Annotated in this window: 13 protein-coding genes; 8 read left to right on the plus strand and 5 right to left on the minus strand. The window is 71.7% G+C overall.

Features of this window, described 5'->3' with window-relative positions; genetic code table 11:
- Window positions 1-5: 5 nt before the first annotated feature.
- Genes AB5J56_RS37150 through AB5J56_RS37160 form a run of 3 tightly spaced genes read right to left on the minus strand, consistent with a single transcriptional unit; the run spans window position 6 to window position 2,892 of the window.
- Entirely contained in the window at window positions 6-956 is a 951-nt protein-coding gene (locus AB5J56_RS37150; RefSeq protein WP_369239514.1) for a GDSL-type esterase/lipase family protein, read from the minus strand.
- On the minus strand, window positions 953-1,780 hold the full coding sequence (locus AB5J56_RS37155) for an SDR family NAD(P)-dependent oxidoreductase (RefSeq protein WP_369239515.1): 828 nt from the start codon (window positions 1,778-1,780) through the stop codon (window positions 953-955). Before AB5J56_RS37155 ends, AB5J56_RS37150 begins: the two co-directional genes overlap by 4 nt.
- A complete protein-coding gene (locus AB5J56_RS37160; RefSeq protein ID WP_369239517.1) occupies window positions 1,777-2,892 on the minus strand; it encodes an LLM class flavin-dependent oxidoreductase in 1,116 nt (371 codons plus the stop codon). The genes AB5J56_RS37155 and AB5J56_RS37160 overlap by 4 nt, the downstream gene beginning before the upstream one ends.
- A gap of 317 nt (window positions 2,893-3,209) precedes the next feature.
- On the opposite strand from AB5J56_RS37160, the gene AB5J56_RS37165 reads away from it, so the two are divergent.
- Both AB5J56_RS37165 and AB5J56_RS37170 read left to right on the plus strand, forming a co-directional pair.
- Complete coding sequence (locus AB5J56_RS37165; RefSeq protein ID WP_369239519.1) at window positions 3,210-4,697, plus strand: amino acid permease; 1,488 nt, start codon at window positions 3,210-3,212, stop codon at window positions 4,695-4,697.
- Between the two features lie 10 nt (window positions 4,698-4,707).
- Window positions 4,708-5,160, plus strand: coding sequence for an Lrp/AsnC family transcriptional regulator (locus tag AB5J56_RS37170; RefSeq protein ID WP_369239521.1), 453 nt, complete (start codon window positions 4,708-4,710; stop codon window positions 5,158-5,160).
- Between the two features lie 6 nt (window positions 5,161-5,166).
- On the opposite strand, the gene AB5J56_RS37175 is transcribed toward AB5J56_RS37170, so the two are convergent.
- Window positions 5,167-5,907 (minus strand): GntR family transcriptional regulator, encoded by a 741-nt coding sequence (locus tag AB5J56_RS37175; protein WP_369239523.1) that lies wholly within the window; start codon window positions 5,905-5,907, stop codon window positions 5,167-5,169.
- A 213-nt stretch (window positions 5,908-6,120) separates the two neighbouring features.
- Between AB5J56_RS37175 and AB5J56_RS37180 the strand changes: the two genes are divergently transcribed.
- The 5 genes from AB5J56_RS37180 to AB5J56_RS37200 all read left to right on the plus strand — a co-directional run bounded on the left by AB5J56_RS37180 (window position 6,121) and on the right by AB5J56_RS37200 (window position 11,648).
- Window positions 6,121-7,278, plus strand: coding sequence for an ABC transporter substrate-binding protein (locus AB5J56_RS37180; RefSeq protein ID WP_369239525.1), 1,158 nt, complete (start codon window positions 6,121-6,123; stop codon window positions 7,276-7,278).
- Window positions 7,275-8,171 (plus strand): ABC transporter permease, encoded by an 897-nt coding sequence (locus AB5J56_RS37185; protein WP_369239527.1) that lies wholly within the window; start codon window positions 7,275-7,277, stop codon window positions 8,169-8,171. The genes AB5J56_RS37180 and AB5J56_RS37185 overlap by 4 nt, the downstream gene beginning before the upstream one ends.
- The gene (locus tag AB5J56_RS37190; RefSeq protein WP_369239529.1) at window positions 8,159-8,974 is read left to right on the plus strand and encodes an ABC transporter permease; all 816 of its coding nucleotides are present in this window, start codon (window positions 8,159-8,161) and stop codon (window positions 8,972-8,974) included. Before AB5J56_RS37185 ends, AB5J56_RS37190 begins: the two co-directional genes overlap by 13 nt.
- 3 nt (window positions 8,975-8,977) lie before the next feature.
- A complete protein-coding gene (locus AB5J56_RS37195; protein ID WP_369239531.1) occupies window positions 8,978-10,054 on the plus strand; it encodes an ABC transporter ATP-binding protein in 1,077 nt (358 codons plus the stop codon).
- A 109-nt stretch (window positions 10,055-10,163) separates the two neighbouring features.
- On the plus strand, window positions 10,164-11,648 hold the full coding sequence (locus tag AB5J56_RS37200) for an HAD-IA family hydrolase (protein ID WP_369239533.1): 1,485 nt from the start codon (window positions 10,164-10,166) through the stop codon (window positions 11,646-11,648).
- Here AB5J56_RS37200 and AB5J56_RS37205 read toward each other — a convergent pair.
- Entirely contained in the window at window positions 11,645-12,196 is a 552-nt protein-coding gene (locus AB5J56_RS37205) for a Repetin (protein ID WP_369239535.1), read from the minus strand. The two genes, AB5J56_RS37200 and AB5J56_RS37205, sit on opposite strands and share 4 nt — an antisense overlap.
- Before the next feature lie 296 nt (window positions 12,197-12,492).
- On the opposite strand from AB5J56_RS37205, the gene AB5J56_RS37210 reads away from it, so the two are divergent.
- Window positions 12,493-13,281 carry a carbon-nitrogen hydrolase family protein gene (locus AB5J56_RS37210; RefSeq protein WP_369239537.1) on the plus strand — a complete coding sequence of 263 codons (789 nt, stop codon included), beginning with the start codon at window positions 12,493-12,495 and terminating at the stop codon, window positions 13,279-13,281.
- Window positions 13,282-13,361: the final 80 nt, after the last annotated feature.

Here is a 13,361-nt window from a genome sequence, read left to right on the forward strand (position 1 = left end):
CGACCTCAGCCGAGCTTGCGCAGCGCCGTCACCACCGCCTCCGCGAGCCGTGCGTGGCCCCCGTCGCCCGGGTGCACCCCGTCCGCCAGCTGAGCGGCGTCCAGGAGCCCGCCTCCGGGCAGCAGGGCGACGTCCTGGGCGGCAGCGGCGTACTCCACCGCGGCGCGCAGGTCCGTGAGCGTGGCGCCGAGGCGGTTCGGGGTGGCGTCCGCGTCGGGGCGTACGACGGGGGAGACGACCAGCAGCGGGATGTGCGGGTGGCCCTGGCGGAGCACCGTCAGGAACGCGCGGACCGTCTCGTGCAGCAGCGCGGCCGAATGAGGCGGCCGCGCCCAGCAGTTGGTGCCGAAGGCGACGGTGATCAGGTCGGCGTCGAGGGCGGCCAGCTGCTCGGCGGAGGCGAGTTCGCCGCGGGCCGCCCCCGCGTAGCCCACGTTGACCGTGTCGACGCCGAGGGCGCGTCCGGCGAGCGCGGGCCAGGCGAGGTGGGGGCGGGACGCCGCCCAGCCCTCGACGATCGAGTCGCCGTGGACCAGCCAGCGGGGGCGGCGGGGTGCGGGCTCAACGGTGCCCGTGCCGGCGTCGACCGCGTGGATCACCGGGCGGAGCGTCTCCGGCAGATGGACGGTGAACTCACCGTCGGGCGAGGGGAGTTCGAGGACCGCCGTGCCGTCGTCCGTCGGATGCGCCGCGGTCTCGGCGGCCACGTCGTCGCCCGACAGCAGCGTGAAGACGGGAGCACTGCGACGGTACGCGTCTGTCGGGGACGGCGCCGAGGCCGCGTACCGGATCCGCAGCCGGTCCACTCCACGGCAGCGCACCTCCAGACGTACGCCCGCGGGCACGAGCGCACGCGACCAGGTGTCGGCGGGCAGCCGGTCCCGGTCGGCCGGGTCGGCACGCAGCGGGTGGCCGTCCTCGGACCACCAGGAGATTCCTCGCAGCAGGTCTTTCATCGGGCGGCGCCGATCGTCGGGTACGGGAACTTGACCGTCACTCCGCCGTCCACGACGAGGGTCTGGCCGGTGATGTACGTGGAGAGCGGGGAAGCCAGGAAGAGGAGGGGTGCGGCGATGTCCGGTGGGGTGGCGATTCGGCCCAGCGGGGTGTTCTCCGCGTTGACGCGGCGGCCCTCCTCGCCGAGGAGCGACGCGACCCGGGGTGTCCAAACGGCCCCCGGTGCAACGGCGTTGACCCGCACCCCGCGCGGGCCGAGTTCCACGGCCGCCGAGCGGACCAGGGAGACCAGCCCGGCCTTCGCGGCGCCGTACGCGGCGTGCAGCGGGGCCGAGGTGAGCCCGGAGACGGAGGCGACGAACACGAGCGGGCCGCCGCCCGCCTCGGCGACCGCCGCGCCGCCGTACTGGACCGCGAGCCAGGCGTGCCGCAGGACGATGTCGAAGTGCCAGTCCCACTCGGCGTCCTGAAGATCCGTCAGGGCGCTGTACCGGGCCATGCCCACGATGTCGACGACCCCGCGGACCGGCCCCAACTCCCGTGCCGCGTAGGCGAAGAGGTCCCGCACCGCCTCCCGCCGCGTGACATCGGCGACGTACGCGATCCCGCCCGTCTCGGCGGCGACCGCGTCGGCGCGCTCCTTGTCCACGTCGACGCAGAGCACCCGCGCGCCCGCCGCGGTGAGCGCGTGCGCGGTCTGGCGGCCGATGCCGTTGCCCGCGCCGAGCAGGACGAACGGATGGCCGTCCAGGCGATGGAGGGAGGCGTAGTCGGGGACGGGGGAGGTGTCCAGCGGCTCGCTCACGCCGTTCACGCCGCTCATGAGGTGGCCGTCCTCGGCGCGTACCCGGCCAGCTCCGGGATCACTTCCTTGCCCAGGATCTCGATCGTGCGCAGGATCTCCCGGTGCTCCAGATAGCCCCACTGGACGTAGCAGATGAGCTGGTCGATGCCGAGGTCCGCATAGTGCTTGGCCTTGCGGACGATGGTCTCCGCGTCGCCGATGAGGATCATGTCGCCGTCGTTGAACTCCCTTACCGGGACGCTGCCTTGGAGGATCGGCCCGAGCAACGGGAAGACCTTCTCGCGCTGTTCGGGCGAGAGGTGCGGCAGCTCCCACTCCAGGGTGAACTGCGCGAGGTTCTCGTACCACCACGCCACCGAGTCCCACACGCGCCTGCCCGGGCGGTCCGCCGCGTGGACCAGGGTGTACGCGGCCACCCGGTTCGTCGTCACGTCCGTGATCGGCGACGGGGCGCGGGTCGCCTCGCGGTACGCCGCCACCTGCCGGGCCATCGCCTCCAGCGGCTGCATGATCGAGAACGACAGCAGGCCGAGCCCGCTCGCACCCGCCACCTCCGCCGAGCCGGGCGAGGTCGCCGCCATCCAGCACGGCGGATGCGGATCCTGGACCGGCTTCGGGGTGACCATGCGTCGCGGGAAGGTGAACCGCGGGGACTCGTAGGCGAAGTACTCCTCGCGCCACATCCCCGTGACGATCTCGACGGCCTCGCGCCAGTCGTCGCGCGAGCGCTCCCGGTCGACCCCGAAAGCCGTCTGCTCCATGGGAGTCGAGCGGCCCGTGCCCCACTCCACACGCCCCTGTGACAGCACGTCGACGACGGCCACCTTCTCCGCGATCCGCTGTGGGGGAGTGAACCCGAACGGAGTGAGCGTCACGCCGAAGCCGAGCCGGACGCGCTCGGTCAGCGCCGCGAGATGGCCGAGCAGCACCTCGGGCGCCGGGCAGTGCGAACGCCCCTCGCGGAAGTGGTGCTCCACCGCCCACACCGTACGGAACCCCATCCGGTCCGCGAGCCGGATCTGCTCCACCGCCTCCTGGTAGGCCCGCTGCTCCGCCTCCCGCTGACCCCGCGGGTGCGCGCCCTGCCACGGCTTCGGTACGTCGATCTCGTACAGGACATCCAGCTCCATGCCGTGCCTCCGTCTCGACGAGCGAGCAGCACCATGAAACAGACCTGACGAGGTGTCAATCCATACGGCTCCGAGGAGCCGCGCAACCGTCCGCGCAACAGTCGAAAGGCGCCGCGCAACGAACATCCGCAGGAGTGCGATGAACGCAACGATCTTGCGGAGATGCGCAAGGTTGCTGCATTACGTCCGTGAAGGCATCGCCCATAGGGTCAAGCGCTGTACGTGGTGTGGCGGGGACCCCGCTCGGTGGGTCTCCGTTGCCAGGGGGCGCCGCCGGTCCCCGTCCCCCTGACCGGCAGCGATGAAGGAGCCGATGCGTGCTCGACCAAGGCGCACCCCCGCAGTCCCGCAGTCATCCCGCCCCACCGTCCCCGGGCGTCGGCGCACGCCTCATGCGCCGCAAGCCCGTGGAACGCCTGGTCGCCGAGGGCGGCCAGGGCGAGGGAGGCACCCTTCGCCGCTCCCTCGGCCTGTGGCAGCTGACGATGATCAGCATCGGTGCCACCCTCGGCACCGGGATCTTCGTGGTCCTCGGCGAGGCCGTCCCCAAGGCCGGACCCGCGGTCACCCTGTCCTTCGTGATCGCCGGACTCACGGCGCTCTTCTCGGCCCTCTCCTACGCCGAACTGGCGGGCACCATCCCGGTCGCCGGGTCCTCGTACTCGTATGCGTACGCAACGCTCGGCGAGCTGATCGCCTGGATCTGCGGCTGGTGTCTCGTCCTGGAGTACGGCGTGTCCGTCGCCGCCGTCGCGGTCGGCTGGGGTGAGTACCTCAACGAACTCCTCGACGGGACGATCGGCGTCACCATCCCGGACGCGCTGTCCGCGCCGCCCGGTGACGGGGGCGTCTTCAACCTGCCCGCGCTCATCGTGGTGCTGCTCGCCATGGCGTTCCTGCTGGGCGGCGCGAAGGAGTCCGCGCGTGCCAACACGATCATGGTGATGGTGAAGATCGCCGCGCTGGTGCTGTTCTGCGCGATCGGCATCCAGGGCTTCCGCTCCGGCAACTACGAGAACTTCATGCCGCTCGGCATGACGGGTGTCAGCGCCGCCGGTGCCACGCTCTTCTTCTCCTACATCGGCTTCGACGCCGCCTCCACCGCCGGTGAGGAGGCCAAGAACGCGCAGCGCGACCTGCCGCGCGCGATCATGCTCTCGCTGGTGATCGTGACCGCGCTCTACGTCGTCGTCGCGGCCGTCGCCGTCGGCGCCAAGCCCTGGAAGCGGTTCAACGACTCCGAGGCCGCGCTCGCCGAGATCATGAAGGACGTCACCGGGCAGACCTTCTGGGGCACCCTGCTCGCCGCCTGCGCCGTCATCGCCATCGCGAGCGTCGTTCTGACCGTGCTCTACGGCCAGACCCGCATCCTCTTCGCCATGGCCCGCGACGGGCTCGTGCCCAAGGTGTTCGCGCGCGTCCACCCGAAGACGGGCGCTCCCCGCGCCAACACCGTCATCGTGTCGCTGTTCTGCGGTGTGCTCGCCGCGGCGATCCCGCTCGGCCAGTTGGCCGATGCCACCAGCATCGGCACGCTCTTCGCCTTCGCGCTGGTCAACGTCGCCGTCGTGGTGCTGCGCCGGACCCGCCCCGACATGCGGCGCACCTTCCGGGTGCCGCTGTCGCCGGTGCTGCCCGCGATCGGCTTCGCGCTCTGCGTGTGGATGATGGGCAGCCTGTCGACCGTCACCTGGGTGGTCTTCGGAGTCTGGATGGCCGTCGGGCTCGTGTTCTACTTCAGTTACGGCTACCGGCGGTCCCGGATGGCCGCCCCCGACACCACCGCAGTACCCGCACAGAAGTGAACCACCCACCTTGCTGAACGATCTCGACGAACGCATCGTGCACGCCCTCGCCGAGGACGCCCGCCGCTCCTACGCGGACATCGGGCAACTGGTCGGCCTGTCCGCGCCCGCCGTGAAGCGGCGCGTGGACCGGCTGCGGGCCACCGGCGCCATCACCGGCTTCACCGTACGGGTGGACCCGGCGGCGCTCGGCTGGGAGACGGAGGGGTTCGTCGAGATCTACTGCCGGCACAACACCTCTCCCGAGACCATCCGGCGGGGCCTGGAGCGCTACCAGGAGGTCGTGGCCGCGTCCACCGTCACGGGCGACGCGGACGCGGTCGTCCAGGTCTTCGCCGCCGACATGCGCCACTTCGAGCGCGTGCTGGAGCGGATCGCGGGAGAGCCGTTCGTGGAGCGGACGAAGTCCGTGCTGGTGCTCTCGCCGCTCCTGCGGAGGTTCTCTTCCGGGTCGCCCACCTGACCCCGCCTACTCGGCGGGCTTGCGCGCCAGCGCGTTGTTCCCTATCGAGTTGTGCACGCTGAAGCTCACGGCGTCCGAGCGGTAGCGGTCGTCCGACCACTCCACCGGGCGCCCTTCGCGTGTCGTGGTGACGCGGCGCACCCGTAGCAGCGGACTGGTGCGGCGGACCCCGAGCAGCTCGGCGTCCTGGGCGCCCGCCGCCACCGCGTCGATGACGTGCTCGCCGTACGCGAAGACCAGGCCCTCGTCCTCGTACAGCCGCTGCGTCACGGACGGGCACTCCGGCTCGATGCGCTCGACGGCGGGGGAGATCCAGTCCGCGTACACGGTCCGCTCCAGCAGCACCGGTTCACCGTCCAGTCCGCGTACCCGCAGGACGTGCAACACCTGGGTACCCGCAGCGAGTTGAAGGCGCCCGCAGTCCTCCGAGGTGGCCGACCGGTACTCCGACACGACCACATGCCCCGTCGCCTCGCGCCCCATCGCCCGCGCCCACTGCGCGAAGCTGCGCAGCTCGGCGAAGCTCTGGCTGCGACGGCTGGCCAGGATCACCCGGCGCGCGCCCTGCCGCGACCCGATGAGCCCCTCGGCGGTCAGCGCCGCGACGGCCTGGCGGACCGTGCCACGCGAGACGCCGTAGTGGGCCGCGAGCTCCGTCTCGGCGGGCAGCAGACTGCCGACCGTGTACTCCTCGCGGTCGATCGCCCGCCGCAGCTCATCGGCGATCTCCTCGTGTCGCGCCGCCATGCTTCCCCTCTGAGTCGGTTGCTGTGCACAGCGTGACCAGCGTAATCGAGATCCGGTGGTGATCCGTGTCAGCCGGGATTGTGCAGGGAATCAGGGCTCAGGGTTTCGCCAGAGTTTACGAACACGACACCGGGGGAGGGCGTACTGAGGCCAACTTGTTCAGACAAGTTGGCCGTACCTCCTGCAACCCTCGTGCGTCCCCCTGGAGAGACCGTGACCGTGTCCCTGCCGAGAACCGCCCTCATCGGCGGCTCCCTCGCCATCGCCGCAGCCTTCGCCCTCAGCGCCTGCGGCGCGGCCCCCGACAACGCGTCGACCACCGCCGACGGCAAGAGCGCCGCCACCGCGACCTCCGCCAAGGACTTCGGCGGGATGGACGCGCTGGTCAAGGCGGCCAAGAAGGAAGGCACGCTGCACGCGATCGCGCTGCCCCGCGACTGGGCCAACTACGGCGCCCTCATCGACGGGTTCAAGCAGAAGTACGGCATCAAGGTCGAGGTCGAGAACCCCGACGGCTCCAGCCAGGACGAGATCAACGCCGTGACGTCGCGCAAGGGCCAGGACCGCACCCCCGACGTCCTCGACCTCGGCAGCTCCTTCGCGCTGAGCGCCGCCCAGCAGGGACTGCTCGCGCCCTACAAGGTGGCCGGTTTCGGTGACATCCCCGAGGGCCAGAAGGACCCGAAGGGGCAGTGGTTCAACGACTACGGCGGCTACATCTCCATCGGCTGCGACGCCAAGCGGGTCAAGACCTGTCCCACGACGTTCGCGGACCTGCTCAAGCCGCAGTACAAGGGCCAGGTCGCGCTCAACGGCAACCCCACCAAGTCGGGTTCGGCCTTCGGCGGTGTGTGGGCGGCCTCGCTCGCGAACGGCGGCTCCTTCGACGACATCCAGCCCGGCCTGGACTTCTTCGCCAAGCTGAAGAAGAACGGCAACTACACGCCGGTCGAGTCGACGCCCGCCACGGTCGAGAAGGGCGAGACGCCCATCAGCATCGACTGGGACTACCTGAACGCGGGCTACGCCGACGAGTTCAAGACCAAGGGCGTCGACTGGAAGGTCGCGGTCCCCTCCGACGGCAAGTTCTCCCAGTACTACTCCCAGGCCGTCAACAAGGACGCCCCGCACCCGGCGGCCGCCCGCCTGTGGCAGGAGTACCTCTACAGCGCCGAGGGCCAGAACCTCTGGCTCAAGGGGTACGCCCGCCCGGCCCTGATGACCGCCATGGACAAGGCCGGCACGCTCGACAAGACCGCCGCCGCCAAGCTCCCCAAGGTCTCCGGCACGCCGAGCTTCCCGAGCGAGGCCCAGCAGAGCAAGGCCAAGGGCGTCATCGCCCAGGGCTGGGGCAAGGCCGTCTCCGGATGACCGCGACTCTCACGAGGGTCGACGTGGTGCCCGCCGCTTCAGTGAAGCGGCGGCGCCGCGCCCCCGGCTGGCTCGCCGTCGTCCCGCTGCTGCTGTTCGTGGCGATCGCGTTCGGGATCCCCGCCCTGGCCATGCTGAACGGCGCCTTCACCGTCAAGGACCAGGCCACCGGCGCCACTTCGTACACGGCGTCCAACATGACCGACTCCGTGCAGGGCGCCTACCTCACCGCCCTCGTCGGCAGCGTCAAGCTGTCCGCCGTGTCCGCCGGCCTCGCCACCCTCCTCGGACTGCCGCTCGCCCAGGCCGTGGTGACCTCACGCTTCCGCGCGCTGCGCGAGGCCGTCCTCACCGCCTCCGGTGTTCTCGCCAACTTCGGCGGCGTACCGCTCGCGTTCGCGTTCGTCGCCACCCTCGGCAACGCCGGTGTCCTGACCACCCACCTGGGGCTGAAGGACCAGGGCTGGGACCTTTACAGCTTCTGGGGCCTGGTCCTCGTCTACCTCTACTTCCTGATCCCGCTGATGGTCCTCACCATCACCCCCGCCCTCGACGGACTGCGCTCCCAGTGGCGCGAGGCGGCACAGAACAACGGCGCCACCGGCGTCCAGTACTGGCGGCATGTGGCGCTGCCCGTCCTCGCGCCCTCGCTGCTCGGCGGCCTGGTGCTGCTGTTCGGCAGCGCCTTCGCCGCGTACGCCACCGCCGCGGCCATGGTGGGCAGTTCGGTCCCGCTGGTCACCCTGCAGATCGCCGACGCCATCTCCGGCAACGTGCTGGTCGGCCAGGAGAACGTGGCGCTCGCGCTCAGCCTCGACATGGTCCTCATCGCGGGCCTGGTCATGGCCGTGTACCTGCCCCTGCAACGACGGAGTGCGCGATGGCTCGCCTGAACCTGTGGCGCTGGGCCGTCCTCGCCTGCGCCGCTGTCTACTTCCTGGTGCCGCTCGCCGCGTCCGTGATCTTCACGGTCGACGTGCCGGGCGGAGTCAGCTTCGACGCCTACCGGCAGATCGTCTCCGCCGACGGCTTCACCTCCAGCCTGGTGCTCTCGCTGGAACTGGCCGCCGCCACCATCGCGGTGGTCCTGCTGCTGATGGTGCCCGCCATGGTCGCGCTGCGGCTCGGCGCGCCCAGGCTGCGGCCCGTCGTCGAGGTGGTCTGCTCGCTGCCGCTGGTCGTGCCGCCCATCGCGTTCGTCGCCGGCATCAGCACGGTCCTGAAGTGGGGACCCGAACACCTCTCCCGTACGCCGCTGTTCCAGACGTTCGTCGCGATCCAGAACCCGGACTTCCCGTTCGTGCTCGTACTCGCGTACGTCGTGATGGCGCTGCCGTTCGTGTACCGGGCGCTGGACGCCGGGCTGCGCGCCATGGACGTGCGCACGCTCGTCGAGGCGGCGCGCAGCTGCGGGGCGAGCTGGCCGCAGGCGCTCGTACAGGCGGTGCTGCCCAATCTGCGCGGGGCGCTGCTCAACGCCTCCTTCCTCACCCTGGCGCTGGTGCTGGGCGAGTTCACCGTGGCCCAGCTGCTCGGGTTCCGGCCCTTCGCCGTGTGGATCTACAGCGTCGGCGGCTCGCAGGCCCAGCTGTCCGTCGCCGTCTCCGTGCTCAGCCTGCTCGTCACCTGGGCACTGCTCCTCGCGCTCGCCGGCTTCGGCGGACGCTCCCGAACCGCTTCCGCCTCCCGGGGATGAACCATGACCACCACCACGCTTGAGAAGGCCACCGCCGAGAAGGCCGCCACCGTCGAATTCCGGGGACTGCGCCGGGAGTTCGGCCCGACCGTCGCCCTCGACGGACTCGACCTGACCGTGCGGCCGGGCGAACTCCTCGCCCTGCTCGGCCCGTCCGGCTGCGGCAAGACCACCGCGCTGCGCATGCTCGCCGGGTTCGAACACCCCGACTCCGGCGAGGTGCTGGTCGACGGCGAGGACGTCACGCGCGTCCCGGCCCACCGCCGCGACGCCGGGATGGTCTTCCAGTCGTACAGCCTCTTCCCGCACCTCAGCGCTGTCGACAACGTGGCCTTCGGACTGCGGATGCGCAAGGTCCGTACGACCGAACGGCGCACCCGGGCGGCCGAGTTGCTCGACCTCGTCGGTCTCGCCGACAAGGGCGAGCGGTTCCCGCACCAGCTCTCCGGCGGCCAGCAGCAGCGCGTCGCCCTGGCCCGCGCGCTCGCTCTGCGCCCGCGCGTCCTGCTGCTCGACGAACCGCTTTCCGCGCTCGACGCGAAGGTGCGGCTCACGCTGCGCGAGGAGATCCGCCGCCTTCAGCAGGAACTCGGCATCACCACACTGTTCGTGACGCACGATCAGGAAGAGGCGTTGTCCATGGCGGACCGCGTCGCCGTGATGCGGGCCGGGCGGCTCGAACAGTGCGCCGCCCCCGCCGAGTTGTACGGCCGCCCGGCCACCGCGTTCGTCGCCGAGTTCGTGGGCACGATGAGCCGGATTCCGGGACGGCTGTCCGACGGGGCGGTCGAGGTGCTGGGACAGCGGCTGCCGGTCGACGGGGAAGCGCCGGACGGCCCGGAGGTGGACGTGCTGGTGCGGCCCGAGGCCGTGCACATCACCGCCGACGACCAGGGAGCGGCGCGGGTCGTCGCCACCGCCTTCCTGGGCGCCGCGACCCGCGTGACCGTACGACTCCCCGACGCGACCGAGGTGAAGGCCGACCTGCCGACCCACGAAGCCGCCACGCTGGGCGCCGGTGCCGCCGTGACGGTGACGCTGCCGGAGCGGCCGGTGCTGGTCGCCGGGCGCGCCGACTGATCCCCGCCGAAGCTCGCCGTCGAGCGCGCCGACCGCCCCCACCCACCGAGTCGAAGCTCGTTACCCAGCGCGCAGACCGCCCCCCACCACCCAAGTGAAAGAGAGCCCCGTGACCCCCCGCACCGCCCCCCAACCCCCGCTCCAGGCCGTTCTGTTCGACATGGACGGCACGCTCGTGGACACCGAGCGACTGTGGTGGGAGGCGGTGGAACAGGTGGCCGCCGGGCTCGGTCGAGCGGTCGGCGAGGCCGATCAGCCGGAGGTGCTCGGGCGCCCGGTCGAGCACACCGCCGGCTGGCTGGGCGGGGTCACGGGGGCCCCGGCCGCGGAGATCGCCGACGAGCTGCACCGGGAGTTCGCCGACCGCGTGCGCACCGGCATCGTGCCGCGCCCCGGCGCCCTCGACCTGCTCGACGCCCTCGCCCGGGACGGCGTCCCGACCGCCCTGGTCACCGCGTCGCCGCGCGCGGTCGCCGACACCGTGCTCGAAGCCCTCGGTGCCGCCCGCTTCGCGGTCTCCGTCACCGCCGACGACACCGAGCACACCAAGCCCGCCCCCGACCCCTACCTCGCCGCCTGCCACGCCCTCGGCGTGGACCCGGCGGGCTGCGTGGCCGTCGAGGACACCGAGACGGGCGTCGCCTCCGCCGAGGCGGCGGGCTGCGCGGTGCTCGCCGTGCCCTCGCTCGCACCGATCGGCCCGGCGCCCGGGCGGACCGTGCTGGCCAGCCTGCAGGACGTGACCCCGCAGCGGCTGCGCGCCATGCTCACCCGCGAGCTGCGCGTGATGAGCTGGAACCTCTGGCTGGGCGGCAGCCCGGTCGACGACCACCGGGCCAAGCAGCTCAAGGCGATCCTGGAGACCGGCGCCGACATCGTGGGACTCCAGGAGACCGGCGGCAGCGCGGCCGGGGAACTCGCCGACGCCCTCGGCTGGCACCACCACCGGGCCGGCGAGAACCTCGGCGTCATCAGCCGGTACCCGATCACCGCTCGCCTCGGCGACCCCGACGTCGGCTTCTACGGAGCGGCCGGCGTCCGCGTCCGCATCGACGCGTCGCGCGAGGTGGACGTCTGGACCGCCCACCTCCACTACACGCCGTACGGGCCCTACGAGGCCGCCTTCGACGGGCTGCCCGCGGACGAGCTGATCGCCCACGAGGAGGTGCGGCTTGCCCAGATGCGGGACACGCTGCGGCGGATCGCCGAGTCGTCCGACGAGAGCACCCCCGTGGTTCTCGTGGGTGACTTCAACACGCCCTCGCATCTGGACTGGCCGCACGTGGTCTGGCCGGTCACCGAGGCGGCCGAGGCGGCGGGCCTGCGCGACTCCTACCGCGAGGCCCACCCCGACCCGGCCGCCGACCCCGGCCACACCTGGTCGCCGATCCACACCGCACACGAGGACGGCAGCGGCCGCCCCGAGCCGCAGGACCGGATCGACTACGTCCTGCACCGAGGACTGAAGGTGCTCGACTCCCGCACCTTCGTCAGCGGCACCCCGCGCCCGTGGCCGGACGTGGCGGGCAACGACTGGCCGTCGGACCACGCGGCGGTGATCACGACCTTCGCGCTCGCCGCGACCCGGCCCTAGAAGTCCGGCCGCCAGGGCACCACATGGAAGTCGCCGGTGCCCTGCTTGACCTTCTCGAAGGGCGCCGAGCTCACGCACTTGGGCAGGTCCTTGGTCTCCGCCGGGTTGCCGACCGACGCCCAGCTGTAGCCGAGCCGGTCGTGGCGCCCCAGGTCATGGACGGTGACGCCGACCCGGTTGCCCTTGGCGCCCGGCAGGTCGGACTCGGTGATGACCCCGGAGACCACGGCCACCTTGCCGCCGGTGAGCAGACAGTCCACCTTGACCTTCGCGTAGGCGCCGTCGCCGTGCAGGTAGTGACTGAAACGGAAGGTGCCGGTGGCCTTCGTCGGGTCGGCTTTGTCCTTGGCCGCCAGATGCGCGTCGAAGGAGAAGGTGATGTCGTCGCCCGCCGAGCGGTAGAGCTTGGCGGTGCCGGTGAGCGCGGCGGCCTCGCGCGGCGCGTGGTCGTGTCCGCCGGTGGCGACGGCGGATCCGGCCGTCCCGGCGGTGAGCAGCAGGGCGGTGGCGAGCACGGCGATCCTCGTACGACGGCTGAGCCAGTTCATCGCGGTCCTTTCCGCAGGTGAGGGGGACAGTCACCACTGTTCCGCCGACGCCCGCCGGGCACATCGTGCCGCGGGCGTCACCCGCCCTCCGCCGCCCGGCGGAGGCACCGCTGTGAGCTGCGCCTCCAGGAGGACCGGCGGTCGGCCGCGGGGCGCGCAACGAATCGCCGTCGCACCCCCGACGCACGCAACGAATCGTTCACCGGCGCGCAACGGCTCCGCCTTGTCCGGCCGAGCCCGGCGCCCGTACCGTCTAAGAGCCCCCCAATCCCCCCGCGTACCGGTGGAGAACACGCATGCGCACAGCCCTGCTCCAGAGCTCCGGCCGCCCCGGCTCGGTCGTCGAGAACCTCAAGGTCCTCGACGAGGCCGCGGGCCGTGCCGCCGCCGCGGGCGCCGGGCTCCTGGTGGCGCCGGAGATGTTCCTGACCGGGTACGCGATCGGCGACGACATCGCCCGCCTCGCCGAGAGCGCCGACGGGGATTCCGCCGACGCGGTCGCGGAGACCGCCGGCCGGCACGGCGTCGCGATCGCCTACGGCTACCCCGAGCGCGCCGGCGAGGACGTCTTCAACTCCGTCCAGCTGATCTCGGCCGACGGCAGCCGCCTCGCGAACTACCGCAAGACCCACCTCTTCGGCTGCTTCGAGCGCGACCACTTCACACCCGGCGACCAGCCCGTCGTGCAGGCCGAGCTGGACGGCCTCCGGATCGGCCTGATGATCTGCTACGACGTCGAGTTCCCGGAGAACGTCCGCGCGCACGCCCTCGCCGGCACCGACCTCCTCCTGGTGCCCACCGCGCAGATGCACCCCTTCCAGTTCGTCGCCGAGTCCGTGGTCCCGGTGCGCGCCTTCGAGAACCAGATGTACGTCGCCTACGTCAACCGGGTCGGCCAGGAAGGGGAGTTCGAGTTCGTCGGACTCTCCACCCTCGCCGGTCCCGACGGGATCGCCCGAGCCCGGGCCGGCCGCGCTGAGGAACTGGTCTTCGCCGACGCCGACCCCGTCTCCCTCGCGGCCTCGCGCGAGGTGAACCCGTATCTGCAGGACCGCCGCCCCGGCCTCTACGGGTCCCTGATCTGACGGACCGATCCGACCGCCGTGATCTGACGGTCGATCAAAAAGCCTTCCTCTCACCAGCTTTCGCGCAAGGAGTCCGTACC

It is taken from the genome of Streptomyces sp. R21, assembly GCF_041051975.1.
GTDB lineage: Bacteria > Actinomycetota > Actinomycetes > Streptomycetales > Streptomycetaceae > Streptomyces.

Bases quoted from the DNA above. Each gene is read 5' to 3' on its own strand.
- AB5J56_RS37150 (WP_369239514.1), bottom strand. From the start codon at position 956: ATGAAAGACCTGCTGCGAGGAATCTCCTGGTGGTCCGAGGACGGCCAC.
- AB5J56_RS37155 (WP_369239515.1), bottom strand. From the start codon at position 1,780: ATGAGCGGCGTGAACGGCGTGAGCGAGCCGCTGGACACCTCCCCCGTC.
- AB5J56_RS37160 (WP_369239517.1), bottom strand. From the start codon at position 2,892: ATGGAGCTGGATGTCCTGTACGAGATCGACGTACCGAAGCCGTGGCAG.
- AB5J56_RS37175 (WP_369239523.1), bottom strand. From the start codon at position 5,907: ATGGCGGCGCGACACGAGGAGATCGCCGATGAGCTGCGGCGGGCGATC.
- AB5J56_RS37185 (WP_369239527.1), top strand. From the start codon at position 7,275: ATGACCGCGACTCTCACGAGGGTCGACGTGGTGCCCGCCGCTTCAGTG.
- AB5J56_RS37190 (WP_369239529.1), top strand. From the start codon at position 8,159: ATGGCTCGCCTGAACCTGTGGCGCTGGGCCGTCCTCGCCTGCGCCGCT.
- AB5J56_RS37195 (WP_369239531.1), top strand. From the start codon at position 8,978: ATGACCACCACCACGCTTGAGAAGGCCACCGCCGAGAAGGCCGCCACC.
- AB5J56_RS37205 (WP_369239535.1), bottom strand. From the start codon at position 12,196: ATGAACTGGCTCAGCCGTCGTACGAGGATCGCCGTGCTCGCCACCGCC.
- AB5J56_RS37210 (WP_369239537.1), top strand. From the start codon at position 12,493: ATGCGCACAGCCCTGCTCCAGAGCTCCGGCCGCCCCGGCTCGGTCGTC.